Origin of the sequence: Streptomyces sp. NPDC048278, assembly GCF_040652195.1 — a bacterium.
In the GTDB taxonomy this organism is placed as follows: Bacteria; Actinomycetota; Actinomycetes; order Streptomycetales; family Streptomycetaceae; genus Streptomyces.
On the sequence record NZ_JBEZLP010000004.1, the window covers coordinates 87,199 to 112,391 of the forward strand.

The 25,193-nt window shown below is 73.0% G+C and carries 22 protein-coding genes and 1 pseudogene; 7 read left to right on the plus strand and 16 right to left on the minus strand.

Annotated features, from left to right (window positions below):
• Positions 1-2 precede the first annotated feature (2 nt).
• Complete coding sequence (locus AB0D74_RS09060) at positions 3-1,070, minus strand: PhoH family protein (protein WP_362582127.1); 1,068 nt, start codon at positions 1,068-1,070, stop codon at positions 3-5.
• A gap of 254 nt (positions 1,071-1,324) precedes the next feature.
• Here AB0D74_RS09060 and AB0D74_RS09065 point away from each other — a divergent pair, with 254 nt between their 5' ends.
• Positions 1,325-2,014 carry an FAD binding domain-containing protein gene (locus AB0D74_RS09065; RefSeq protein ID WP_362582130.1) on the plus strand — a complete coding sequence of 230 codons (690 nt, stop codon included), beginning with the start codon at positions 1,325-1,327 and terminating at the stop codon, positions 2,012-2,014.
• A gap of 175 nt (positions 2,015-2,189) precedes the next feature.
• On the opposite strand, the gene AB0D74_RS09070 is transcribed toward AB0D74_RS09065, so the two are convergent.
• Both AB0D74_RS09070 and AB0D74_RS09075 read right to left on the minus strand, forming a co-directional pair.
• Positions 2,190-3,269: a PfkB family carbohydrate kinase gene (locus tag AB0D74_RS09070; RefSeq protein ID WP_362583041.1), complete on the minus strand. Its 1,080-nt coding sequence runs from the start codon at positions 3,267-3,269 to the stop codon at positions 2,190-2,192.
• A gap of 337 nt (positions 3,270-3,606) precedes the next feature.
• Positions 3,607-4,557 carry a 5-dehydro-4-deoxyglucarate dehydratase gene (locus AB0D74_RS09075; protein ID WP_362582133.1) on the minus strand — a complete coding sequence of 317 codons (951 nt, stop codon included), beginning with the start codon at positions 4,555-4,557 and terminating at the stop codon, positions 3,607-3,609.
• 109 nt (positions 4,558-4,666) lie between these two features.
• Between AB0D74_RS09075 and AB0D74_RS09080 the strand changes: the two genes are divergently transcribed.
• Positions 4,667-5,443 (plus strand): IclR family transcriptional regulator, encoded by a 777-nt coding sequence (locus AB0D74_RS09080; protein ID WP_362582135.1) that lies wholly within the window; start codon positions 4,667-4,669, stop codon positions 5,441-5,443.
• A 324-nt stretch (positions 5,444-5,767) separates the two neighbouring features.
• Positions 5,768-6,988 carry an MFS transporter gene (locus tag AB0D74_RS09085; RefSeq protein WP_362582139.1) on the plus strand — a complete coding sequence of 407 codons (1,221 nt, stop codon included), beginning with the start codon at positions 5,768-5,770 and terminating at the stop codon, positions 6,986-6,988.
• Positions 6,989-7,057: 69 nt separating this feature from the next.
• On the opposite strand, the gene AB0D74_RS09090 is transcribed toward AB0D74_RS09085, so the two are convergent.
• The 10 genes from AB0D74_RS09090 to hrcA all read right to left on the minus strand — a co-directional run bounded on the left by AB0D74_RS09090 (position 7,058) and on the right by hrcA (position 18,316).
• The gene (locus AB0D74_RS09090) at positions 7,058-8,062 is read right to left on the minus strand and encodes an adenosine deaminase (protein ID WP_362582142.1); all 1,005 of its coding nucleotides are present in this window, start codon (positions 8,060-8,062) and stop codon (positions 7,058-7,060) included.
• A gap of 20 nt (positions 8,063-8,082) precedes the next feature.
• Positions 8,083-8,997, minus strand: a complete 915-nt coding sequence (locus tag AB0D74_RS09095; RefSeq protein WP_362582145.1) for a ribonuclease Z — start codon at positions 8,995-8,997, stop codon at positions 8,083-8,085.
• 6 nt (positions 8,998-9,003) lie between these two features.
• Entirely contained in the window at positions 9,004-9,357 is a 354-nt protein-coding gene (locus AB0D74_RS09100) for a histidine triad nucleotide-binding protein (RefSeq protein WP_362582148.1), read from the minus strand.
• 149 nt (positions 9,358-9,506) lie between these two features.
• Positions 9,507-12,731: a S41 family peptidase gene (locus AB0D74_RS09105; protein ID WP_362582151.1), complete on the minus strand. Its 3,225-nt coding sequence runs from the start codon at positions 12,729-12,731 to the stop codon at positions 9,507-9,509.
• A gap of 46 nt (positions 12,732-12,777) precedes the next feature.
• Positions 12,778-13,350 (minus strand): hypothetical protein, encoded by a 573-nt coding sequence (locus tag AB0D74_RS09110; RefSeq protein ID WP_362582152.1) that lies wholly within the window; start codon positions 13,348-13,350, stop codon positions 12,778-12,780.
• A gap of 104 nt (positions 13,351-13,454) precedes the next feature.
• Positions 13,455-13,847 (minus strand): VOC family protein, encoded by a 393-nt coding sequence (locus AB0D74_RS09115; protein ID WP_362582154.1) that lies wholly within the window; start codon positions 13,845-13,847, stop codon positions 13,455-13,457.
• Positions 13,848-13,878: 31 nt separating this feature from the next.
• A complete protein-coding gene (locus AB0D74_RS09120) occupies positions 13,879-14,628 on the minus strand; it encodes a 16S rRNA (uracil(1498)-N(3))-methyltransferase (RefSeq protein WP_362582156.1) in 750 nt (249 codons plus the stop codon).
• Positions 14,625-15,707: a nitronate monooxygenase gene (locus tag AB0D74_RS09125; protein ID WP_362582158.1), complete on the minus strand. Its 1,083-nt coding sequence runs from the start codon at positions 15,705-15,707 to the stop codon at positions 14,625-14,627. The genes AB0D74_RS09120 and AB0D74_RS09125 overlap by 4 nt, the downstream gene beginning before the upstream one ends.
• A gap of 455 nt (positions 15,708-16,162) precedes the next feature.
• Positions 16,163-17,299 carry a molecular chaperone DnaJ gene (gene dnaJ / locus AB0D74_RS09130; protein ID WP_217549614.1) on the minus strand — a complete coding sequence of 379 codons (1,137 nt, stop codon included), beginning with the start codon at positions 17,297-17,299 and terminating at the stop codon, positions 16,163-16,165.
• Positions 17,300-18,316, minus strand: coding sequence for a heat-inducible transcriptional repressor HrcA (gene hrcA / locus AB0D74_RS09135; RefSeq protein ID WP_362582162.1), 1,017 nt, complete (start codon positions 18,314-18,316; stop codon positions 17,300-17,302).
• A 172-nt stretch (positions 18,317-18,488) separates the two neighbouring features.
• On the opposite strand from hrcA, the gene AB0D74_RS09140 reads away from it, so the two are divergent.
• Together AB0D74_RS09140 and AB0D74_RS09145 are read left to right on the plus strand one after the other, a co-directional pair.
• Positions 18,489-19,211 carry an MBL fold metallo-hydrolase gene (locus AB0D74_RS09140; protein ID WP_362582165.1) on the plus strand — a complete coding sequence of 241 codons (723 nt, stop codon included), beginning with the start codon at positions 18,489-18,491 and terminating at the stop codon, positions 19,209-19,211.
• Between the two features lie 34 nt (positions 19,212-19,245).
• Positions 19,246-20,061, plus strand: a complete 816-nt coding sequence (locus AB0D74_RS09145; RefSeq protein WP_362582168.1) for a DUF3097 domain-containing protein — start codon at positions 19,246-19,248, stop codon at positions 20,059-20,061.
• Here AB0D74_RS09145 and AB0D74_RS09150 read toward each other — a convergent pair.
• The 3 genes from AB0D74_RS09150 to AB0D74_RS09160 all read right to left on the minus strand — a co-directional run bounded on the left by AB0D74_RS09150 (position 20,039) and on the right by AB0D74_RS09160 (position 24,020).
• Positions 20,039-20,629: a Uma2 family endonuclease gene (locus AB0D74_RS09150; protein ID WP_362582171.1), complete on the minus strand. Its 591-nt coding sequence runs from the start codon at positions 20,627-20,629 to the stop codon at positions 20,039-20,041. The two genes, AB0D74_RS09145 and AB0D74_RS09150, sit on opposite strands and share 23 nt — an antisense overlap.
• A gap of 104 nt (positions 20,630-20,733) precedes the next feature.
• Positions 20,734-21,966: a radical SAM family heme chaperone HemW gene (gene hemW, locus AB0D74_RS09155; RefSeq protein ID WP_362582174.1), complete on the minus strand. Its 1,233-nt coding sequence runs from the start codon at positions 21,964-21,966 to the stop codon at positions 20,734-20,736.
• Between the two features lie 56 nt (positions 21,967-22,022).
• A complete protein-coding gene (locus tag AB0D74_RS09160) occupies positions 22,023-24,020 on the minus strand; it encodes an ATP-binding SpoIIE family protein phosphatase (RefSeq protein ID WP_362582176.1) in 1,998 nt (665 codons plus the stop codon).
• A gap of 273 nt (positions 24,021-24,293) precedes the next feature.
• Here AB0D74_RS09160 and AB0D74_RS09165 point away from each other — a divergent pair.
• A pseudogene (locus tag AB0D74_RS09165) lies at positions 24,294-24,632 on the plus strand (response regulator); the annotation flags it as partial.
• On the plus strand, positions 24,629-25,192 hold the full coding sequence (locus AB0D74_RS09170) for a response regulator (RefSeq protein ID WP_362582178.1): 564 nt from the start codon (positions 24,629-24,631) through the stop codon (positions 25,190-25,192). The pseudogene AB0D74_RS09165 and the gene AB0D74_RS09170, both read left to right, overlap by 4 nt.
• The last annotated feature ends 1 nt before the right edge of the window (position 25,193 follow it).

Consider the following 25,193-nt stretch of genomic DNA (forward strand, 5'->3'; position numbering starts at 1 on the left):
GTCTACTTCCCCTTGTGCGCGGACTTCGAGCGACCGCCCTTGTGCGTGCCGTTCTCCGTGCCGTGCGTGCTGTCGTACTTCTCGTACGCGTCGACGATACGGCCCACCAGCTTGTGCCGTACGACATCGTGGGACGTCAGCCGGGAGAAGTGCACGTCGTCCAGGCCGTCCAGGATGTCCTGCACCTGGCGCAGACCGGACTTGGTGCCGTTGGGCAGGTCGACCTGCGTCACGTCACCGGTGATCACGATCTTCGACTCGAAGCCGAGCCGGGTGAGGAACATCTTCATCTGCTCGGGCGAGGTGTTCTGGGCCTCGTCGAGGATGATGAAGGCGTCGTTGAGGGTACGGCCGCGCATGTAGGCGAGCGGCGCGACCTCGATCGTCCCGGCCGCCATCAGGCGCGGGATCGAGTCGGGGTCGAGCATGTCGTGCAGCGCGTCGTACAGCGGGCGCAGGTACGGGTCGATCTTCTCGTAGAGCGTGCCCGGCAGGAAGCCGAGCCGCTCGCCCGCCTCGACCGCCGGCCGGGTCAGGATGATGCGGTTGACCTGCTTGGACTGCAGGGCCTGCACCGCCTTGGCCATGGCCAGGTAGGTCTTGCCGGTGCCCGCGGGCCCGATGCCGAAGACGATCGTGTGCTTGTCGATCGCGTCGACGTACCGCTTCTGGTTGAGGGTCTTGGGGCGGATGGTGCGACCGCGCGAGGACAGGATGTTCTGTGTCAGAACCTGGGCCGGGGTCTCCTCCGGGCCCTCCCCGTTCTCACTCGCCCGCAGCATGGCGATCGAGCGTTCCACTGCGTCCTCCGTCATCGGCTGCCCGGTGCGGAGCACCAGCATCATCTCGTCGAACAGGCGCTGTATGAGGGCGACTTCACGCGCATCGCCGACCGCGCTGATCTCATTGCCCCGGACGTGGATGTCGGCCGCCGGGAAGGCCTTCTCGATCACGCGCAGCAGGGAGTCGCCGGATCCCAGCACGGTGACCATGGGGTGCTGGGCGGGAACCTCGAACTGAGCTCGGGCCTGCTGCTGCGCGGGGGTGTGAGCTGTCGGTGTCTGAGTCATGGGCCGGCGCTTAAGGCCTGCGGTTCCTCCTCGTCACGGCCGCGTAGCTGAGGGCGGCCTCGCGGTATCAAGCGTACGACGCGGGGCCGACAACGCCGTAGGCCTTTTCCCAGCGGAAGGCGCCCCCGCTGCAGCCGTGAGCCCTGCATGCGCTCCCGCACGCCGGGGCAGGATCGGGCCGTCACTGCCATCACGTGGTCGGGGGGCCGCGTCCGCTCGCTCCGGCCACCTGTCCGCACAGAAAGCAGGTAGCCGTGCTGCTGCGTCTGCCCACGTCGGTGTCCGAGGCCCGGGACTGTCTGGCCGAGGGGGCGATACCCGTCGGCGGAGCGACCCTGATATGGGCCGCGTGGCAACGGGACGGCTTCCCGGAACAGGCGGTGTCCCTCCGGAAGGTACCGGAGGCGACGGCGGTGGGGAACGGGGTGCTGGGCGGCGCGGTGCTGCTGGGTCAGGTGGACGAGAGGGTTCCGGAGGTGCTGCGGCAGGCGGCGAAGGGCGTCGGCACGGGGGCGGTGCGCCGGGCGGCGACGGTCGGCGGGAACATCGCCGGGTCGAGCCTGCGGGACCTGCTGCCGGCGGCGATCGTGCTGGACGCGTGGGCCGACGTGCTCACGGCGGACGGGGTGGAACAGGTGGACCTGGCCGAGGTGCAGGCCAAGTCGCCGGTACTGCTGTCGCTGCGCTGGCGGGAGCCGGTGAAGGGGGCGTACGCGAAGGTCGCCGACCCGGCGGGCGGGGAGGTGCCGACGATCGCCGCCGCGGCGCTGGACACGGAGGGTGTACTGCGGGTCGCGGTACGGGAGGGGTACGTGGTGAGCAGCGGGAGCGCGGGGGCCGGCGGGGGCGGCGTGGACGAACTGTTCGCCGGCCCACTGTCGGGACTGTCGGATACGGGCCGGTCACTGGCGCGCCGGCAGGTCACCGCGGTGCTCGGCGAGTAAGGGCCCACCGTCGGCCGCGGGCCCGTGGGGGCTGACCGCGCAGTTCCCCGCGCCCCTGACGGGGCGCTGCAGCTGACGTGGCTACCCAGCTGCGGGCAGGCGTGCCGCAGGGCGGCACGGGTGGGCGCGGGGGCACCCGGCCAGCGCCGGTGAGCGTCCCAGCCCCCGGCGCCCTCTACCCCGCGCGGCCGAACCCGATCGTGGGTACCGCCCGCCGTAGGGGCCAGGGCCGTACCTGGTCCTCCTCGGGTACCAGGCCCTCCAGGAACGCGTACCGGCGCAGCGCTGCCGGGTCCTGGCCCGCCACGGACTGGACCTTGCGCCACCAGGCGCCGATCTCCGACCAGCCAGGAGCGGACAGCGAGCCGCCGAACTCCTGCACGGAGAGCGCCGCGGTGAGGCCCGCGAAGGCGAGGCGGTCGGCGAGCGGCCAGTCGGCGAGCGTGCCGGTGACGAAGCCCGCGACGAAGACGTCCCCGGCGCCGGTCGGATCGAGCGCCTCGACCGCGATCGCCGGGACCTCCGCGGACTCGCCGGTGCGCCGGTCGACGGCGTAGGCCCCCTCGCCGCCCAGGGTGACGACGGCGATCGGAACGTGCTCGGTGAGGGCGTGGGCCGCGGCGCGCGGGCAGTCCGCGCGGGTGTACCGCATCGCCTCCTGCGCGTTCGGCAGGAACGCCTCGCAGTGTTCGAGGTCGGCGAGGGCGGCCAGGTCCCACTCACCGGTGTCGTCCCAGCCGACGTCGCCGAAGATCCGGGTGCCCTCCGCGGCGGCGCGGGCGATCCAGGGGTTGCGCTTGCCGGGCGTGAGGGAGGCGACCGCGGCGCGCGCACGGGCGGGGTGGCCGGGTGCGTTCTGCTGGCGGAACAGCAGGTCGGCGGGCGGCTCGTGGCCGTGCGAGACCATGGTCCGCTCGCCCTCGTACGCCATGGAGACGGTGACCGGGGAGTGCCAGCCGCGCACGCTCCTGGAGGGGGAGAGGTCGATGCCCTCGCCCTGTTCGAGGGCGTCCCAGCAGTACTCGCCGTAGTGGTCGTCGCCGAAGGCCGCCGCGAGGGAGGTCTTCAGGCCCAGACGGGCCAGGGCGGTGGCCATGTTGGCGATGCCGCCGGGGCTGGATCCCATGCCCCGGGCCCAGGACTCGGTCCCGCGCACCGGCGCGGAGTCGAGGCCGGTGAAGATGATGTCGAGGAAGACGGTGCCGGTGAGGTAGACGTCCCAGGGCGGATCGTCCGGTGCGCGCAGGCCGACCAGCGGGTCGACCTGCGCGGCACAGTGCGGTGTCGTTGCTCCCCTGTCGTCGTCGAGGTACTCCGGTTCCTCTCCGGCGAACGCGTTGGACGCGGTCACGGTGTGCTCCCTGACGTGGTGCCGATCCGGCCAGTCTGCACCATCTCGCAGGGCGGGCGGCGGCTCTCGCCGTACGACCGCCCGGACGACCGCCCGGACGACCGCCCGGACGAAGGCCCGGACGAAGGCCGCTATCGGCGCGGTCCCCCGACGCCGACCTGCCCGGGGCCCCCGTCCGCGGCCACGGCGACGGCGACGGCGACGGCGAACAGCCCGTTCAGGTCCGGGACCTGCCGCGGGTTCACCGGGACGCTCCCACGAGGTCGAGGCCGGTGTCGAGCAGGGCCCGGAGGTCGGCGAGGTCCGCGGCGGTGGGGTCGGTGAGCGGGGCCCGCACGGGTCCCACCGGCCGGCCGCGCAGCCGGGCCGCCGCCTTCACCAGCGACACCGCGTAGCCGGGCACCCGGTCGCGCAGTTCGACGAACGGCACGTAGAAGCCGCGCAGCAGCTTGTCGACGGTGCCCTGGTCGCCGTCGCGGAGGGCGGCGAAGAACGCGTCGGCGATCTCGGGGGCGAAGGCATGCACGGCGGAGGAGTAGGCCGGGACGCCGACCGTCGCGTAGGCGCGGGCCTGGATCTCGGCGGTGGCGGCGCCGTTGAAGAAGAGGAAGCCGTCGGGGGCGGCGAGGGTGAGCCGCTGGAGCCGGTCGAGGTCGCTGTGCCCGTCCTTGAGGCCGATGACGCCGGGGATACGGGCGATCCGCGCCACCGAGCCGGCCGTGTACGTGACCTGGCCGCGCTGGTAGACGACGAGCGGCAGCCCGGTCCGGCCCGCGATCGCCTCGACCTGCGCGACGAGTCCGTCCTGCGGGGCGGCGACGAGGTAGTGCGGCAGCACGAGCAGGGCGTCGGCCCCGGCCTCCTCCGCGATGCGCGCGAACCGGACGGCCTGCGCCCAGCCGTACCCCACCCCCGCGACCACCGGCACCCGTCCGCCGGCCTCCTCGACCGCGACCTCCACGACCTGCCGGTACTCCTCCTCGTCCAGCGAGAAGAACTCCCCGGTCCCGCAGGCCGGGAAGAGGGCGCCGGGCCCGGCGGCCAGCTGCCCCGCGACGTACGCCCGGAACCCGTCCACGTCCAGGGACCCGTCGGCCCGGAACGAGGTGAGCGGGAACGACAGCACCCCGCCCGCCATCCCGTCCCGCAGCCTGCGCGCCACCCGCTCCGGCCGTCCGGCCACCGCACCCATCGCTCTGTCTCCCCATATAGACGTCATCCACGTATGAAGACTGAGACTAGATATGCGAACGCACCCCCGTCAACGGCGTCCGCCTCGCCCACCCCCATACGATCTGCTCATGTCCGAGACAGCAGGGGTCCGCGAGGTGAAGTCCGCGGCGCGCACCGTGGAGCTGCTGGAGCTCCTCGCCGCCCGCGGCGACCGCCCGGCCCGCCTCCAGGAACTGGCCGACGGCCTCGGCGTCCCGCGCAGCTCGATGTACGCCCTGCTCCAGACGCTGGTCACCAGGGGCTGGGTGCGCTCCGACACCACCGGCTCCCTCTACGGCATCGGCATCCGCACCCTGCTGACCGGCACCAGCTACCTGGACTCCGACCCGCGCGTCCGCCTCGTCCGCCCCTACCTGGACGAGGCCTCCGAGGCACTGGGCGAGACGATCCACCTGGCCCGCCTGGACGGCCCGGACGTCGCGTACCTGGCGACCCGGGAGTCCCACGAGTACCTGCGCACGATCAGCAGGGTGGGCCGCCGCCTCCCGGCCCACGCGGGCGCCCTCGGCAAGGCACTGCTGGCCGCGCGCCCGGACGGCGAGCTCGCCGAGGGCCCGTACGAGGCCCTGACCCCCAACACCCGCACCACGAGGGACGAACTGGCCGCCGACCTCGCCCAGGTGCGCACCCGCGGCTACTCGGTCGACCGCGAGGAGAGCGTCCTCGGCATCACCGGCTACGGCTTCGCCCTGCGCTACGACACCCCGGCCCAGGACGCGATCAGCTGCTCGGTACCGGTGGCACGCCTGACACCGGAGCACGAGGCGGAGATCCTCGCGGTGATGCGGGAGATCCGCACACGGATCGAATCGGCGACGACGGGCGGCACGGTCAACTGGCGCTGAGGGGACCGGTTCGTCGTCGGCCGCGGGCCGGTGGGGGCCGGTCGCGCAGTTCCCCGCGCCCCTGAAGGGGCACCCCGTAGGGGCGCGGGGAACTGCGCGGGCAACCCCCGCCCAGCCGCACCCGCGAACGCTTCGCTCCCCCACGGCGCGCGGCGCTCCTACCCCCCGCCTCGCACCGAAAACCGAACATGACCCACATCACACCCCCCGCACTTCTTCGAGCCCCCCGCGCTTGATACAAATTGCCCGCGCGTTCCTGTCCCTCGACGGCCTGCGCCCAACCCCCTTCTTGAGCCGCTCCTTTCGCATGCCCTGGGAACGCCCGTGTCCGCCCCCCGCACCACCCCCTGGCCCCTCGTCGCCCTCTTCACGGCCGGGTACCTCGCCCCGTACCTCCTGCCGACCACCGTCGGCCGGCTCGAGTCGGGGCTCCCTCTCTCCCCCACCCGGGCAGGCGCCGTCGGCAGTGCCCTGCTGCTGAGTTCGGCGACGGCCGGCTTCCTGCTCGCGTCCCGGGTCGACCGCGTCGGCCCCCGCACCCTCGCCCGCCTCGGCCTCCTGCTCGCGGTCCTCGGCTACGGCGGCGCCGCCCTGACCACCGCCGTCCCCGCGGTCGTCGCCGGCGCCGTCCTCGGCGGCTTCGGCTCCGGCACGGTCACCGCCGTCGCCGCCACCGGAATCGCCGCGCAGCGCGACCCCCACCGCACCACCACCTTCGGCCTGCTCGGCGTCTCCGCCCTCGCCGGCGCCGTCTACCTGACGGTCCCGCACCTCGGCCCCGGCCACGCGCAGCCCCTCGCCGCGCTCGCGCTCACCGCGCTCGCGGTCTGGCCGCTCACCGCCCGCCTGTCCCCCCGTACCGCCCCGGCCCTCCCCCGCACGGCCACCGGCTCCCGGCTCCCCCACCTCCGTTCGGGCCTGCTGCTGGCCGCCGCGATGCCGTGCTGGTCGGCCGCGCAGAACTCGCTGTGGGGGGTCAGCGGCCGGATCGGCCTCACCCAGGCGCATCTCGGCGAGGCGACCGTCGGCGCGGTGTTCGCGGTCGCGCTCGGCACCGGCCTGCTCGGCACGGTCGGCGCGGGCGCCCTCGGCCCGCGGCTCGGCCGGGCCCTGCCCATCGGTCTCGGCACCGTGCTGATCGCGGGCTGCATCGCGCTCAGCGCGTCCGCGACCGACCTCACGTCCTTCGCGGCCGGCGAGATCGCCTGGAACCTGCTCTACCCGGTCGTCCTGTCCTACGTCATCGGGCTCGCCGCCGCCCTCGACCCGCGGGGCCGCTGGGCGGTGCTGGTCGGCTCGGCGTCGTCGCTGGGCACGGCCGTCGGCCCGATGACCGGCAGCCTGCTGGCGGCGCGGGCCGGGTACCCGGCGATGGGAACGGTCCTCGCGGTAGGCCTGCTGGCGGTCGCGGTACCGCTGACGGCGGTGGCACTACGACGCACGACCACCACCGTCGCGACCGGCCCGGCGGTTCGGCAGCGCCCCGAAGGGGCGCGGGGAACCGCGCGACCGGCCACAACGGCGCCGCAGACGGCAGACGGCTGACGGCTGACGGCTGACGGCTGACGGCTGACGGCTGACGGCATGTAGCTAGCGGCGCTTCCAGCGAACCGCTCAGCCGTGAACCTCGCCGAACTCGAACGCGTCCACCTCCGCGAGGTACCGCGCCCGCAGCTCCTCGTCGTCCTCCAGGAACGACGCGAGGAAGGAGTTGCGGGCCAGTTCCCGCATCTGCTCCCTGGACAGGCCCAGGGCGTCGCGCACGGCGTGGTAGTTGTCGGCGACGTAGCCGCCGAAGTAGGCCGGGTCGTCGGAGTTGACCGTGCACAGCAGCCCGGCCTCGATCATGGCCGGAAGCGGGTGGTCGGCGAGCACGTCGACCGCGCGCAGCCGGACGTTCGACAGCGGACACAGCGTCAGCGGGATCCGCTCCCGCACCAGCCGCTCCACCAGCCGCGGGTCCTCCATGCAGCGCAGCCCGTGGTCGACGCGCTCGATGCCGAGCACGTCCAGGGCCTCGGTGATGTACTCCGGCGGCCCCTCCTCACCCGCGTGCGCCACCCGGCGCAGCCCCAGCGCGGCAGCCGCCTCGTACACCTCGCGGAACTTGACCGGCGGGTGCCCGACCTCGGCGGAGTCGAGCCCGACACCGGTGATCCGGTCCAGGTAGGGCTTCGCCGCCTCCAGCGTCGCCAGCGCCGACTCGGCGGACTCGTCGCGCAGGAAGCACATGATCAGGCGGGTGGAGACCCCGTGGTTCTCGGCGCTGCGGCCGAGCGCCCGCCACAGGCCCTCGACGACCGTCCCCATGTCCACGCCCCGCGCGAGGTGCGCCTGCGGGTCGAAGAAGATCTCGGCGTGCCGCACGCCCTGCGCGGCGGCCCGTGCGAGGTAGGCGTCGGCGAGGTCGGCGAAGTCCTGCTCGGTACGCAGGACGGCCATGAGCTCGTAGTAGAGGTTCAGGAAGGACTGCAGGTCCTCGAACTGGTAGGCCTTGCGCAGCGCGTCGGTGTCCGCGTAGGGCAGCTCGACGCCGTTGCGTGCGGCGAGGAGGAACGCCAGGTCGGGCTCCAGGGTGCCTTCGATGTGAAGATGCAGTTCTGCTTTGGGGAGGGGCATCAGAGCATCGTACGGCCGTTTCACCTGCGCTTCGGGACCGGCACTCGGAGCAGGTCGCGGGCGACGGTCAGCTCGCCCGCGTAGCCGGCGGCCCGTGCCTGCCGTTCGAAGCTCTCGGGGTTCTCGGGTTCGGCGTAGCGCTGGCTGAAGTGGGTCAGCACGAGGTGCCGTACGCCCGCGTCGCGGGCGACGGCCGCCGCCTGTCCGGCCGTCAGGTGGCCGTGGTCCGCGGCGAGCCCGGCGTCCTCGTCGAGGAAGGTCGACTCGATGACGAGCAGGTCGCAGCCCTCGGCGAGCGTGTGCACCCCGTCGCACAGGCGGGTGTCCATGACGAACGCGAACCGCTGGCCGCGCCGCACCTCGCTGACCTCGTCGAGCGTGACGTCCCCGAGGACGCCCTCGCGCTGGATCCGGCCGACGTCGGGGCCGGTGATGCCGTGCGCGGCGAGCCGTTCGGGCAGCATGCGGCGGCCGTCGGGCTCGGTGAGCCGGTAGCCGTACGACTCGACGGGGTGGGAGAGCCTGCGGGCTTCCAGCGTGTAGGCGGGGGTGGCCGCGAGGTCGCCGTCCGCGTCGACCGGGGCCTCGGTGATGCCGACGGTCTCGCGGTAGGCGGTGGCGTACCGGAGCCGGTCGAAGAAGCGCTGCCCGGACCTCGGGTAGTGCGCGGTGACCGGGTGCGGGACCTGGTCGAGGTTGATGCGCTGGATGACGCCGGCGAGGCCGAGGGAGTGGTCGCCGTGGAAGTGGGTGACGCAGATCCGGTTCAGGTCGTGGGCGGCGACCCCGGCCCGCAGCATCTGCCGCTGGGTGCCCTCGCCGGGGTCGAAGAGGATGCCCTCGCCGTCCCAGCGCAGCAGGTAGCCGTTGTGGTTGCGGTGCCGGGTGGGGACCTGGCTGGCGGTGCCGAGGACCACCAGCTCACGTACGGACATGGTGAGTTACCCGGGCGGCCACTGCAGGCCACGGCCGCCGATGACGTGCGCGTGGGCGTGCCAGACGGTCTGCCCTGCGCCGCTGCCGGTGTTGAAGACGAGGCGGTAGCTCTCCAGCTTGTCCTCGTCGGCGACGGCCTGCGCCTCACGCAGTATGTCGGCGGCCACGGCGGGTTCGCCTGCGGCGAGCTCGGCCGCGTTCCTGTAGTGGACCTTGGGGATCACCAGGACGTGGGTGGGGGCCTGGGGATTGATGTCCCGGAAGGCGACGGTGGTGTCCGTCTCCCGGACGATCGTCGCGGGGACGTGGCCCGCGACGATCTTGCAGAAGAGGCAGTCCTCTTGAGGTTCCCCTGCCATTCGGGCGTCTCCTCGCAAAGGGTGATCGATTACAGGCCGCATCGTATCGTCGTCGGGTGCGGGTCCGGTGGGGGCTGGTCGCGCCCACGCGGCGGAGCCGCATGTCACATGCGGCCCCGCGCGCCTTGGGTGGGACCCGGCGCCCCTCGTCAGGTCGGCAGCGTCGGCGGAGTCTTCGCGGGAGTCGTCTCCAGGGTCTCCAGGGCTATCCGTACCGCCTCGTCCAGTTGGGGGTCGCGGCCAGCCCCCCAGTCCTGCGGGGTCTGTACGACCTCGACGTCGGGGTCGACGCCGTGGTTCTCGACGCCCCAGCCGTAACCCTCCAGCCAGAACGCGTACTTCGGCTGGGTGACGAGCGTGTCGTCGACGAGGCGGTAGCGGCTGTCGATGCCGATCACGCCGCCCCAGGTGCGGGTGCCGACGACCGGGCCGATCCCGAGCGCCTTGATGGCCGCGTTGACGATGTCGCCGTCCGAGCCGGAGAACTCGTTGGCGACGACGACCACCGGGCCGCGGGGTGCGTCCCGCGGGTAGCTGAACGGGCGCATGCCGCGCGGCAGGTCCCAGCCGACGATGCGGCGGGCCAGTTTCTCGACGACGAGCTGGGAGGTGTGGCCGCCGCGGTTCTCGCGGACGTCGACGACGATGCCCTCGCGGGCCATCTCCACGTTCAGGTCGCGGTGGATCTGGGCCCAGCCGGGCGCCTGCATGTCGGGGACGTGGAGGTAGCCGAGCCGGCCGCCGGACGCCGCGTGCACATGGGCGCGGCGGTCGGCGACCCAGGCGTGGTAGCGGAGGGGTTCCTCGTCGGCGATGGGGACGACCACCGGGTGGCGCGGCTCGCCGCCGCCCGCCGGGGACACGGTCAGTTCGACGGCCTTGCCCGCGGTGCCGACGAGGAGGGGGCCAGGGCCGGTCACCGGGTCGACGGGGCGTCCCGCGACGGCCACGATCGCGTCGCCGGGGCGGACCGCGGCGCCGGGTGCGGCGAGCGGGGAGCGGGCGCCGGGGTCGGAGGTCTCGGCGGGCAGGATCCGGTCGATGCGCCAGCTGCCGTCGGCGTGCCGGGAGATGTCGGCGCCGAGCAGGCCCTGCCGGGCGCCGCCGCCGTGGCCGCCGCGCGGGGTGACGTAGGCGTGCGAGGTGCCGAGTTCGCCCTGGACCTCCCAGAGCAGGTCGACGAGGTCGTCGTGGGTGGCGCAGCGGTCGACGAGCGGGCGGTAGCGGTCGAGGACGCCGTCCCAGTCGACGCCGCCGAGGTCGGGCCGCCAGAACTGGTCGCGCATGATGCGGCCGGTCTCGTCGAACATCTGCCGCCACTCGGCGGCCGGGTCGACGGTCTGCCGGACCCGGGACAGGTCGACGGTGACGTTGGTGTCGCTGTCTTCGTCGCCCGAGGCGCGCCGGTCGCTGGGTACGACCTTCAGCTTGCTGTCGGCCCACAGCAGCACGCGTTTGCCGTCGCCGCTGACCTCGAAGTGGTCGGCGTCGGAGGCGAGGTACTCGATGCGCTGCTGGGCGAGGTCGTAACGCTCCAGTTCGGTCTTGGGCGCCGGGTCCTCGGGGTGGGCGCGGGAGGCGCCGAGGACGCCGCGGACCGGGTGACGCAGCCAGAGCACGCCGTCCTTGGCGGCCCGGAGGGTGGAGTAGCGGCCGGCCTCGACGGGGAAGGGCACGATCCGGTCGGCGAGGCCCTCCAGGTCGATGCGGGTGGCGGGGGTGCCCTCGGCGTCCGGGGTCTCGTCCTTGTCGGGGGTCTCGAAGGGGCGGCCGTGCCGCTGCGGGCCGAACGGCGAGGGGGTGGTGGCCGCCAGGGTGATCAGGTGCGGGCGGTCGCCGACCACGAACGCCAGGTCGAAGACGTGCTCGTCGTAGACCGGGTCGAAGGACCGGGTGGAGAGGAACGCGAGGTGTTTGCCGTCGCGGGTGAAGGCGGGGTCGTAGTCCCGGAACCGCAGCGGGGTGGCCTCGGTGACGGTGAGGTCGGTGGTGTGGGCGATGCGGAGCTGGCAGAGCCCGCCGGCGCCGGGGTGGGACCAGGCGAGCCAGCCGGAGTCCGGTGAGAAGGCGAGTCCGGAGACGTCGCCGTCCTCGCTGCGGTCGACCTCGCGGACCTCGCCCGTCTCGCGTTCGACGAGGAGCAGCCGCCCGTCGTGGGCGGCGACGGCGACCCGGCCGCCGTCGGGGGCGACGGCGAGGTCCAGGACCCGGCCGAGCTGTCCGGCGGCGATCCGGCGCGCGGTGGCACCGGGCGCGAGCCCGGTGGCGGGGGCGAACTCCAGGGCGTCGTCGCCCTCGGCGTCCGTCACCCACACCACCCATTCCTCGGCGTCCGCGCGGAAGGTGACGGGCAGCCGGGCCCGCACCCCGGGCTCGGCGACGAGCGCCCGCGCCGGGCCGGACCGGTGGGTCACCCAGTGCACGCCGCCGCGCACCAGGACGGCGCTGCCGCGCGCGGTGTGGTCGGGCGAGGCGTGCGAGAACCAGCGGGCCGCGTTGACCGGGTACGGCTGCCGGTCCACCCGCTGTCCGCCGAGCCGGATGTCCAGGCGGCGCGGCTCGGCGCCCTCCAGGTCGTCCAGGAGCCAGAGTTCACCGGCGGAGGCGTAGACGACGCGGGTGCCGTCGCCGGACGCGTGCCGGGCGTAGAAACCGTCGAGGGGGGTGTGGCGGCGCAGGTCGGAGCCGTCGGCGAGGGAGGAGTACAGGGCGCCCGTGCCCTCGTGGTCGGAGAGGAAGGCGATCCGGTCGCCGGCCCACACCGGGTACTCCAGGTTCCCGTCCAGATCGGCGTGCAGCCGGACGAAGTCGCCGGCGCCCTCGCCGTCCCGGTCGTCCCGGTCGATCCACAGCTTGCCGGCCGTACCGCCCCGGTACCGCTTCCACCAGGCCGCCTCCCGCCCCATCGGCGCGGACAGCAGCACGGTGCGCGGGCCGAGGGCGACATGGCCGACCGGGCCGTACGGCAGGACGGTGGAGGGGCCGCCGTCGAGCGGGACGGTGTGCGCCCAGCTGCGCCGGAGGCTGGCCTGGCCGTGGGTGGAGATCGCGAGGACCTGCCCGTCGGCGGTCCAGCCGCGTACCTGCGTACGCGAACTCCCCCAGTGCGTCAGGCGGGTGGACGGGCCGCCGTCGACGGGGGCGAGGTGGATCTCGGGGGCGCCGTCGCGGGTGGAGGTCCAGGCGACCGTGGTCCCGTCGGGCGAGACGCGCGGCAGCGTCACGGGGACGTTGTCGGCGCTGACCCGCCAGGCCCGGCCGCCGTCCAGGGGCGCGAGCCACACGTCGTCCTCGGCGGTGAAGGCGACCAGATCGCCGTGGACATGCGGAAATCGGAGGTAGGACCGCGGTCCTGTCGCTGCACCCTGAGTCACTCGCTCAGCCTATGCACCGCGGCGTGTCGGCGGTGGCCGATTTCGATCACTTTCCCTGCACCGGCCAGCACTTGGGGTCGCCCTGACACCAGATCGTCTTCGTGACGGTCACGGTGGGGCCGGGCTGCTGTCCGTAGGTGGGCGGCCGGTAGGTGCTGTACGTCGGTCCGGGCGTCGCGTCGCAGTCGCCCAGTCCGTTCACCCGGAACCACTCCTTCCCGCCGACCTCGGCGACGAGTTCGCCGCGCACGCAGGCCCCGCTGACGGCCTTGGTGATCCGCCCGGTGACGGTGATGTCCCGGCCGTCCTTGGTCCGGCCCCGGCAGTCGACGGAGACGACGGTGGTCGCGGTGGCCGAAGGCGTCTTCGTGTTCTTCGCGGTCCCCGTGCTCTTCGCCGACGCCCCGTAGTTGCCGGTGCAGGTGAGCCAGTCGACGTCGACGTGCTGGCGTTCCAGCTCGGCGGTGGCGGTCCGGTCGGTGGTGTAGGCGACCGTCGCGGTGTTCAGGTCGCTCGGCTGACACGCCGTCGCACCGCCCACGGCGAGCACCACGAGCCCTGCCACGGCCGCCGCTCTGGTCCCGCGCGGCCGGCCCCAAACCCGCCTCAATGCCCCCATGGAGGGCAGCCTGCCACCGTCGCGCCGGTGGCGGTAGGGGGCTTACGGCCACTCACGTGTTCGGAGAGTCCCCCGTGCCGGTGCCTCCCTCTTCCGCCGGGTTCTCAGGTGCGCAGCAGCAGCCACTCCTGGAGTTCCACCAGGTTGCCCTCGGGGTCCTTGAGGTGGGCGACCCGCATGCGATCCGTCATCGCCGCCGGCCCGTGCAGAAGGACCGCCCCGCGCCCGGCGATCTGCTCGCAGTAGCCGTCGAGGTCGTCGACGCGCAGCACCACCAGCGAACGGTGCCCGGTCGCCGCGTCCCCCAGCTCGCCCAGTATCGCGGCCATCATCGCCCGGTCCTGCAGGGCGATCCCCGCGGACCCGGCGTGCGGGCTGAACTTCTCGTACGGTCCCTCGCTCGCCCCGGACTGCGGCTTCAGCCCGAGCACCTCGGCGTAGAAGCGGTAGCAGGCGGCGAAGTCGGTGACCAGGAGCCGGACTTGGGCGAGTTCCACGGCGTGTCCCCCAGGGTGCGGTGCGGTCGGTTCAGGACCACCGGCCGGTGCGGCCCAGGAGCAGGGCCGTGGCCGCCGTACCGGCGGTCGACGTGCGCATCACGGTAGGCCCCAGGGTGTACGTCCTCGCACCCGCCTCCTCGAACAGCGCCACCTCGTCCCGGGCGAGGCCCCCTTCGGGCCCGACGACCAGCACGATCTCGCCGTCGGCGGGCAGTTCGGCCGCGGCGAGCGGTGCGCTGCCGTGCCCGAAGTCGGAGTGCAGGACGGCGGCGAAGTCGGCTCCGGCCAGAAGTGCGGCAACCTGCTTGGTGCTCGCCGCGTCCGCGACCTGCGGGAACCGCACCCGGCGGGACTGCTTGCCGGCCTCGCGGGCGGTGCCCCGCCACTTCGCGAGCGACTTGAGCCCCCGCTCGCCCTTCCACTGGGTGATGCAGCGGGCGGCCTGCCAGGGCACGATCACGTCGACGCCGACCTCGGTCATGGTCTCCACGGCGACCTCGCCGCGGTCGCCCTTGGGCAGGGCCTGGACGACCGTGATCCGGGGAGCGGGCGCCGGTTCCTCGGAGACCGACGTCAGGTGGACGACCAGCCGGTCCTTGCCCTCGGCGGCGACCACGTCGCAGACCGCGTAGCGGCCGGCGCCGTCGGTGAGGACGACCTCCTCGCCGGGCTGGAGCCGCTTCACGGAGACCGCGTGCCGTCCCTCGGGCCCGTCCAGGACGTACTGCCCGGAGCCGTCCGCCGGGAACTGCTCGACGACGAACACGGGAGCGGTCATCGCCGGTCCCCCTCCGCCTTGGCCGACAACGCTGTCGACGCGGCGGCGAGTTCCGCCGCGAGGGTCTCCACCAGCTGCCCGGCGGGCAGCTCGCGGGCCATCCGGTGCCCCTGCCCGGCCCACAGGGCCATGCCCTGCGCGTCACCGGCCCGGGCGGCGGCCTTGCGCAGCGGGGAGGTGAGGTGGTGGACCTCCGGGTAGGCGGCGGGCGCGTACGGGCCGTGCTCGCGCATGAACCGGTTGACCAGGCCGCGGGCGGGCCGCCCGGAGAACGCCCGGGTCAGCGCGGTCCGCGTGAACAGCGGGTCGGTGAGTGCCTGCTTGTGCGGGGCGGCGGCGCCGGACTCCGGGGTGGCGAGGAAGGCGGTCCCCAGCTGCGCGGCGCTCGCCCCCGCGGCCAGTACGGCCGCGATCTGGCCGCCGCGCATGATGCCGCCCGCGGCGACGACCGGGATCCCCACGGTCTCGCGCACCTGGGCGACCAGCGACAGCAGCCCGATCCCGGACCCGTCGTTCTCCGGCACGTCCCGGTGGGTGCCCTGGTGTCCGCCGGCCTCCACGCCCTGGGCGATCACCGCGTCCGCCCCGGCCCGCTCGGCGGCCCGGGCCTCCTCGGCGGTGGTGGCGGTGACCAGCGTGAGCGTCCCGGCCCGCCGCAGGGAATCCAGCACCTCCCGCGTCGGCACGCCGAAGTGGAAGGAGACGGCGGCCACCGGGTCGTCCAGCAGCACGGCCAGCTTGGCCTCGTACCCGTCGTCCCGGCCGCTGTCCGGGTCACCGAGCTCGGTCTCGTACCAGGCGGCCTCACCGGCCAGCTGATGCGCGTAGACCTCCACCGCGCCCGACTCGGCGTGTTCGGGCTGCGGCATGAAGACGTTCACACCGAAGGGCCGGCCGGTCAGCCCCCGCATCTGCTTGATCTCCTGGTACATCCCGTCGGCGGTCTTGTACCCGGCGGCGAGGAACCCCAGCCCGCCCGCCTCGGACACGGCGGCGGCGAGCGGCGGCACGGAGACCCCGCCTGCCATGGGGGCCTGCACGATCGGAAGAGGGAAGAGATCGGTCAGTGCGGAGGACATGACGGCATGTTGTCACGTCCTCCGAACAAGACCGAATCGGGCCGCCCCATTGGCACATGCCAGAAATCTCCCGGCCCGGGGGCCCACCACACCTCCCGACGAACCTGGTCCCAGGGGCGACCACGCCTCCCGACGGACCGAGCCACACCAGGCAAATCCCGCCCCCGACGGACCGAGCCACACCAGGCAACCCGGCCTCCCGACGAACCGAGCCACACCAGGGAACCCGGCCTCCCGACGAACCGAGTCACACCACGCAACCCCGCCTCCCGACGAACCGAGCCGCGAGGCGACCGCACCCTTCTGCGGACCGAGTCGGGTGGCGACCGCACCCTTTCGGCGGACCGAGTCGGGTGGTGGGTGGGCATAGGTTTCGGGGGTCCAGGGGGCGGAGCCCCCTGGTGGGGTCGAAGGGGCGGAGCCCCTTCACGGTGCGCCCGGCCGAGGGCACCCGCTCAACGCCCGTTGAACGCGTCCTTCAGCCGGCTGAACAGCCCTTGCTGACCCGGCTGGAACTGCCCCGTCGGCCGCTCCTCCCCCCGCAGCTTCGCCAACTCCCGCAGCAACCGCTCCTGCTCGGGATCCAGCTTGGTCGGCGTCGTCACCTCGACGTGCACGATCAGGTCACCCCGCCCGCCACCCCGCAGATGCGTGACCCCACGCCCGTGCAGCGGAATCGACTGCCCGGACTGCGTCCCCGGCCGGATGTCGACCTCCTCCAGCCCGTCCAGCGTCTCCAACGGCACCTTCGTACCGAGCGACGCCGCCGTCATCGGGATCGTCACCGTGCAGTGCAGGTCGTCCCCGCGCCGCTGGAACGTCGAGTGCGGCAGCTCGTGGATCTCGACGTACAGGTCACCGGCGGGACCGCCACCGGGCCCGACCTCGCCCTCGCCGGCGAGCTGGATCCGCGTGCCGTTGTCGACACCGGCGGGGATCTTCACGGTCAGCGTCCGCCGCGACCGCACCCGCCCGTCGCCCGCACACTCGGGACACGGCGTCGGCACGACCGTCCCGAACCCCTGGCACTGCGGGCAGGGCCGCGAGGTCATGACCTGGCCGAGGAAGGACCGCGTCACCTGCGAGACCTCACCACGGCCCCGGCACATGTCACACGTCTGGGCGGAAGTGCCCGGCGCCGCGCCCTCACCGTTGCAGGTGTTGCAGACGATCGCCGTGTCGACCTGGATGTCCTTGGTCGTACCGAAGGCCGCCTCGTCTAGCTCGACCTCGATCCGGATCATCGCGTCCTGGCCGCGCCGGGTACGCGACCGCGGCCCGCGCTGCGACGCCGTACCGAAGAACGCGTCCATGATGTCAGAGAAGTTCCCGAACCCACCGGCCCCGAAGCCGCCCGCGCCCGCGCCGCCGCTCTGCGACAGCGGATCCCCGCCGAGGTCGTAGACCTGCTTCTTCTGCGGGTCGGAGAGCACCTCGTAGGCGGCGTTGATCTCCTTGAACCGCTCCTGGGTCTTCGGATCCGGGTTGACGTCCGGGTGCAGCTCGCGCGCGAGCCGACGGAACGCCTTCTTGATCTCTTCCTGCGACGCGTCGCGGCGCACGCCGAGAACGGCGTAGTAGTCCGTGGCCACTTACGACTCCGCCAGGATCTGTCCGACGTACCGTGCCACCGCTCGTACCGCTCCCATCGTTCCCGGGTAATCCATGCGGGTCGGTCCGACCACGCCGAGTTTGGCGACTGCCTCGCCGCCCGAACCGTAGCCGACCGACACCACGGACGTGGAGTTGAGTCCCTCGTAGGCGTTCTCGTGACCGATGCGTACGGTCATGCCCGAATCCCCCGCCTCGCCCATCAGCTTGAGGAGCACGACATGCTCCTCCAGCGCCTCCAGGACGGGCCGGATCATGAGAGGGAAGTCATGCCCGAAGCGGGTGAGATTGGCGGTACCGCCGATCATCAGCCGCTCCTCGTTCTCCTCGACGAGCGTCTCCAGCAGGGTGGAGAGCACCGCCGAGACCGCGCCGCGGTCCTCGACCTCGAACGCCTCCGGCAGATCCTCCACCAGCCGGGGCACGTCCGAGAACCGGCGCCCCGCGACCCGGCTGTTCAGCCGCGCCCGCAGGTCCGCCAGGGACGTCTCCCCGAAGGGCGCCGGGCAGTCGACCATCCGCTGCTCGACCCGCCCGGTGTCGGTGATCAGCACCAGCATCAGCCGGGCCGGGGCCATCGACAGCAGCTCCACGTGCCGCACGGTCGACCGGGTCAGCGACGGGTACTGCACGACCGCCACCTGCCGGGTCAGCTGCGCCAGCAGCCGCACGGTCCGCGCCACCACGTCGTCGAGGTCGACGGCGCCGTCGAGGAAGTTCTGGATGGCCCGCCGCTCGGGCGCGCTCATCGGCTTGACGCCGGCCAGCTTGTCGACGAACAGCCGGTACCCCTTGTCGGTGGGGATCCGCCCCGCGCTGGTGTGCGGCTGGGCGATGAACCCCTCGTCCTCCAGGGCGGCCATGTCGTTGCGCACGGTCGCCGGGGAGACCCCGAGGTTGTGCCGTTCGGTCAGCGCCTTCGACCCGACCGGTTCCTCGGTGCCGACGTAGTCCTGGACGATGGCGCGCAATACCTGAAGCCTGCGTTCACTCAGCATCCGGCGCCACACCTCCAGAAAGTCGTCCCCGCGGCCTTTCGGTCCCTTCGGGCCTTTCGTCTGGCACTCTGCGAACGCGAGTGCCAGCATCCCCGGCCCAGTGTACGGCCGTGGGGTACTGACTGGGCAAGGTCGGGCGGGACCCATGGCGTTCTACGGCTAGCGTCGCGGCATGACGGTGACTTGGGAAGAGCTGGGCTGGGAGCGGCTGGCCGACGGGGTCGGCCGGTGCCGGCTGCCGGGCTGGGACTGCACGGCGGGTCTGGTCCTGGGCGCGGGCCCGGCCCTGATGGTGGACGCCGGGTCGAGCCTGGCGGAGGGCGCACGGTTGCGTACGGAGGCGCAGGCGCTGGCCGGCCGCCGTGTGACCCATCTCGCGCTCACCCATCCCCACTTCGACCACGTCTTCGGCGCCGCCGCCTTCGCGGGCGCGGACCTGTACGCGGTGGCGGGCGCGGAGGCCGTCCTCGCACACGGCCGCGAGGAGCTCCGCCTGGACGCGATCCGCAACGGCCTGCCGTCCCCGGAGGCCGAGGAGGCGACGGACACCCTTCCCCTCCCCCGCCACCCGGTCTCCGGCGAGTGGACCCTCGACCTGGGCGACGGCCGCCTGGCCCTGCTGGCCGCCGTGGGCCCCGGCCACACCTCCCACGACCTCGCGGTCCTCGTCCCCGGCGACCTCCCGGTGGTCTTCTGCGGCGACCTGGTGGAGGAGTCCGGCGACCCGCAGGCCGGCCCCGACGCCGTACCGTCCCGCTGGCCCGCGGCCCTGGACCGCCTGCTCGCGCTCGGGGGCGACCGCGCCCGGTACGTCCCCGGTCACGGAGCGGTGGTCGACGCGGCGTTCGTCCGGGCCCAGCGCGACGCCCTGGCGGCCCGTTTCGGCGTGTCGTAGGCGCACCCGTTCGGCTTCTCCTATCGTCATCCGAATGCGCCAGTACTCCGCCGATCTGACCCCGCCGTGGAAGAAGCCCAAGCCGGTGCCGGAGGTGGCCGCCGAGCCCGGTCTGGTGGTCGAGGAGCCCGGTACCGGTTTCTGCGGCGCGGTGATCCGCTGCGAGGCGGGCACGGTCACCCTGGAGGACCGCTTCGGCAAGCACCGCGTCTTCCCGCTGGAGCCGCGCGGCTTCCTCCTGGAGGGCCGGGTCGTCACCCTCGTACGCCCCGCGTCGGCCGCCCCCGTACGCCCCTCCCGTACCGCCTCCGGCTCGGTCGCCGTCCCGGGCGCACGCGCGCGTGTCGCCCGCGCGGGCCGCATCTACGTGGAGGGCCGCCACGACGCGGAACTGGTCGAGAAGGTCTGGGGCGACGACCTGCGCATCGAGGGCGTGGTCGTGGAGTACCTGGAGGGCGTCGACGACCTGCCCGCCATCGTCGCCGAGTTCGCCCCCGGCCCCGACGCCCGCCTGGGCGTCCTCGTCGACCATCTGCTCCCGGGCACCAAGGAGTGGCGCATCGCCCAGTCGGTGACGAGCGACCACGCGCTCGTGGTCGGCCATCCCTACATCGACATCTGGGAAGCGGTGAAACCGTCGTCCCTGGGCATCGACGCGTGGCCGCGCATCCCGCACGGCCAGGACTGGAAGACGGGCGTGTGCCGGGCGCTGGGCTGGCCCTCGGAGAACACGGGCGCGGTGTGGCAGGCGATCCTCGCGCGCGTGGGCTCCTACAAGGACCTGGAGCCGGAGCTGCTCGGCCGGGTGGAGGAGCTGATCGACTTCGTCACGGGTAGCGGTGGGGCTTGACGTTGGGGAGCGTTCCGAACTCAGTGGTATCCAGTTCGAGTCCCAGAACTTCCAACGGGACTGGATCGCCGAATTTGATGATCTCCTGGCTTAGGTAGTCGCCGTCCTCCCCCTCGCCCGCGGGCTTCGTCAGCAGGACGCAGTGCCTCATGATCGGGTCGAGGATGAGGTAGGCGGGGATCTTCCCGGCAGCATAGATCGAGCGCTTGACCACGTAGTCTTGATGGACGCTGGACTTGGAAACGACCTCCACAACCATCGTGACCAGCTTGGCGGGCAGCAGACGGCCCGAGTCGGGAAGAGCGTCTCGCACCACGACAACCAGATCCGGTACGGGCTCGCTGGCCTCCTCCAGGATGTCCACGTCCTGGGTCTGAAGGCGAGACCAGCGCTGTCGCGGGATCTGGTCCTGTACATCGGCAACGATCATGTTGTGCACGATGTCAGGGCTGGCCATCATCACGATTACCCCCCGGAGAAGCTCCATCTTGACGCCCTCAGGAGGCTCAAGCTCCTCGAAGATCTTCACCATGCCGGTGGTCATCGGTCGGTCGTCCACAGCGGTCATCTCCGCAGCCCTCCGGTTCCCGCCACCGTGCAATTACGGGGGCAGCGTACGAACCAGGTTAGGGACCGAACCGGCGTTCCGGGCGGATTCACTCGCCAGAGTGATCAGTCCACCAGATCCCGCACCACCGCATCCGCCAGCAACCGCCCCCGCAGCGTCAGCACGGCCCGCCCCTCGTCGTACGCACCGCTCTCCAGCAGCCCCTCCCCCGACGCGCGCCGCGAGGCCTTCAGGCCCTCCTCCCGCAGGAGCGAGAGCGGCACCCCCTCCCGCAGCCGCAGCTCCAGCAGGATCCGCTCCACCCGGCGGTCCTCGTCCGACAGGACCTCCCGCCCGGCGCCCGGCGACCGCCCCGACGCCAGCGCCGCCGCGTACGCCCCCGGGTGCTTGACGTTCCACCAGCGCACCCCGCCCACGTGCGAGTGCGCCCCCGGCCCGGCGCCCCACCAGTCCGCGCCCCGCCAGTACAGCTCGTTGTGCAGGCAGCGGCCCGCCTCCGAGGTGGCCCAGTTGGACACCTCGTACCAGTCGAAGCCCGCGTCCGCCAGCACCGAGTCGGCGATCAGGTAGCGGTCGGCGTGGACGTCCTCGTCGGTCATCGGGACCTCGCCGCGGCGGATCCGGCGGGCCAGCTGCGTGCCCTCCTCGACGATCAGCGCGTACGCCGACACGTGGTCGGGCCCGGCGCCGATCGCCGCCTCCAGGGAGGCCCGCCAGTCGTCGTCGGACTCGCCCGGGGTGCCGTAGATCAGGTCGAGGTTGACATGCTCGAAACCGGCCGCGCGGGCCTCCGCGACGCACGCCTCGGGGCGGCCGGGGGTGTGGGTGCGGTCGAGGACCCGCAGCACGTGCTGCTTCGCGCTCTGCATGCCGAAGGAGACCCGGTTGAAGCCGCCCTCGCGCAGGGCCGCCAGGTAGGCGGGGTCGACGGACTCCGGGTTCGCCTCCGTCGTGATCTCCGCGTCCGCCGCGAGCCCGAACTCGTCCCGGATCGCGCCCAGCATCCGTACGAGATCGGCGGCGCCCAGCAACGTAGGCGTACCACCGCCGACGAACACGGTCCGCACCTCGCGCGGGTCGTCGCCGAGGACCTTCCTGGCCAGCCTGACCTCGTCGATCAGCGTGTCCGCGTAGTTGTCGCGGGAGGCCAGGACACCGCCGGTGCCGCGCAGCTCGGTCGCCGTGTACGTGTTGAAGTCGCAGTAGCCGCAGCGGGTCGCGCAGTAGGGGACGTGCAGGTAGAACCCGAGAGGGCGGGCTACGGCACCGGCGAGCGCGGACGCGGGGAGCGCGCCGTCGTCGGGGACGGGCTCGCCGTCGGGGAGTGCGGAAGGCATGTCCCCCATTGTCCCGTACCGATTTCCTGTACGGCCTCTTTCCTGTACGGCCTCGGTCACTCCGCCTGGAGCACCATCAGCGCCAGGTCGTCCTCCGGCTGACCACCGCCGAACTCGTGGACGAGCCGTCTGATCCGTTCGGCGATCAGGTCGGCGTTCAGCCCCGCGCAGCCGGCCAGCGCCCGCGCGAGCCCGTCGCCGTCGTCGAACTGACGGCTGCCGGAACGCCGCTCGGTGACCCCGTCGGTCACGCAGAGCAGGCTGTCGCCCGGCGCGAGCTCGATCGTCTCGCTGGTGTACGTCTCGTCCTCGACGACCCCGAGCAGGGTCTGCGGGCGGGCGGCGGTGCGGACCTCGCCGTCGGGGCCGAGGAGCAGCGGCAGCGGGTGCCCGGCGGAGGCGAGGGTGCAGCGGACACCGCCGTCACCGAGGGGGGTGAGTTCGCCGTAGAGCAGGGACAGGAACCGGGTCTGCGGGCCGTCGCCGGGCGGCAGGGCACGGCCGCCGGCGGCGACCAGGGCGCGGGCGGCGGCGTCGGCGGCCTCGGTGGCGTCGTCGAGGAGCAGCTGGTTGAGCCGGTCCAGGACGTCGGCGACCCGGTAGCCCTCGCGGGCGAGGAGCCGCAGCCAGGGCCTGGCCAGGCCGATGACGACGGCGGCCTCGGGGCCCTTGCCCTGGACATCGCCGACCGCGAAGCACCAGCGGCCGTCACCGGCCGGGAAGAGGTCGTAGAAGTCGCCGCTGGGGCCGCCCTTGTCGCAGGGTTCGTAGACGAGGGCGCTGCGCACGCCCGGGATCTCGGCGACCGCACCGGGCAGCAGCCCGCGCTGCAGGACGGCGCTGATGGTGGCCTGGCGGGCGTACTGGCGGGCCGCGCCGATGGCGAGGGCGACCCGGCGGCCGAAGTCCTCCACGAGACCGGTGATCTCGTCGGGGATGCCGTCCGGGCCGGAGCGGCCGATGACGAGCGAGCCGAGCGGGCGACCGCCCGCGATCAGCCGGTAGGCGAGCGCCGAGCCGTGGGTGCCCTGCGGGCCGAGCGCCGCGCCGGGCCAGGGATACGGCTCGGGCCCGGACCGTAAGCCGCTCCGCGCGCACGGCGGGTCCTTCTCCAGGGCGCGGCGCAGTTCCTCGATGCGGTTCTCGCTGCCGTGCCAGACCCGGGCCAGCCGCGGGCCACCCGCGCCGCCCGCAGCACCGGAGTCGCCCCAGCCGCCGGCGCGCGCCGTCGCCTCGTCCTCCAGCCACACCGCGCACCAGTCGGCGAGCCTCGGCACGATCAGCTGGCCGGTGAGCGCGGCCACCAGGTTCTCGTCGAGCTGCCCGGCGAGCAGGTCGGAGGCCTCGGCGAGGAAGGACAGCGCGCCCCGGTTGACCCAGTCCCGGTCGCGCTCGGGGCGATGGGCGCAGCCGCCGCGCTCCGCCCCAGGCGCGCCCGCGCCCGCGTGCGCGTGCGCGTGCTGGGGCGGCTCGGGGGCGAGGATCTCGGCGACCTTCAGCTGCCGCTCGTCGGGGAGCGTGCCGCCGCGGCCGGTCAGCCGCGCCCACACCGACTTGGCGCCGGTGCGGTACGTCACCCCCCAGGACTCGGCGAGCGAGGCGACCAGGCGCAGCCCGCGCCCGAACTCCGGTGTCTCGTACGGCGTCTCGCCCGAGTGGTCGCGGGGCGCACGGGAGGGATGGTGGTCGGTGACGTCCACGACGAACGCCGCCTCCTCCCGCCCCTCCAGCCACCAGTCGACCTCGACGTCCGTGCCGGCGTGGACGACGGCGTTGGTGACGAGTTCGCTGACGACGACCAGGGCGTCCTCGGCGACCCGCTGTTGCTCGGGGCGGAGGAGCCCGCACTCGGTCCACTCGTCGAAGGAGGCGCGCACCAGGGCGCGGGCGGAACCGGGCGCGAGCGGGCTTCCGGGCAGGGTCGCACGCCCCTGCGCGCGCGGGCCCGCGGTGTCGTGCGCGGGTGCGGCGTCGTGCTGCGCGGGCGCCGCGTCGTGCGCAGGCGCCTCACGGACCCGGGAGACGGTCTCCCGTTGCGTGGGTATGGCCCCCATGTCCAGCTCCCCGAGCAGTTCGGACGAATACATCCCGATCGATGCGGACAGAGTGACAGACTGACTGCGCCCATAAGCACCGAGTTACCGAAGTGGGCCGCCATGAGTGAGAACAGTGCTACGCGCGTGCTCGAAGACGGACAGAAAACAGCACAACTCCGAGCATCCGCACTGCGCCCACTGCTCGCCGCGACGACCGCCGCCCGCGACGGCGACTTCACGAAGGTCCCGGAGACCGGGCCGGCCGGTCCCGCGGGTCCCGACGGGGAGGGGCCGGTGCTGTACGCGGAGAACGGCCGGGAGGGCATCGAGACCCTCGAACGCAACCCCGACGTCGAACTCGTCCTGATGGACATCATGATGCCGGAGATGGACGGCCACGAGACCATCGCGGCCATCCGTCGCGCGCCCCGCTGGACCGGCCTGCCGATCGTCGCCCTGACCGCGAAGGCGATGCCGGGCGACCGGGAGAAGTCCATCGCGCGCGGCGCCAACGACTACGTACCCAAACCGGTGGACGTCGACCGGCTGCTCACCGTCGCCTGCGCACTCCTGGACCCCGACAACACGCAGGACGGCGAGACCGCCGACGACGAACGGACGGAGCAATGACCGCTGACGACCGTGCCGGCATCCTCCTGGTCGACGACATGGAGGACAACCTGATCGCACTGGAAGCCGTTCTGGCGTCGCTGAACGAGCCGATCGTACGGGCCCGTTCCGGCGAAGAGGCGATGAAGGCCCTGCTCCGCCGCCGCTTCGCCGTCGTCCTCCTCGACATCCGCATGCCCGGGATGGACGGCTTCGAGACAGCCGCGAACATCAAACGCCTCGACCAGACGAAAGACGTCCCGATCATCTTCCTGACCGGAGCGGACGAGGACGCCGGGTACACGTTCCGCGGCTACGCCACGGGCGCGGCGGACTACCTGACGAAGCCGTTCGACCCGTGGGTACTGCGGGCGAAGGTCAACGTGTTCCTGGAACTGCACCGCAAGAACCAGCAGCTGCAGGAGCTGCTGGCCCGGGAACAGGCCGACTTCGGCGAGTTGAACAAGCGGTTGGCCGTGCTGGAGGACCGGCTGTCCGAGGACCCACTCGACGTAGCGACACTACGAAAAGAGGCCAGGGAACTGCGGCAACTGCTGAGCAGAGCTGAACGGTCCCACTGAG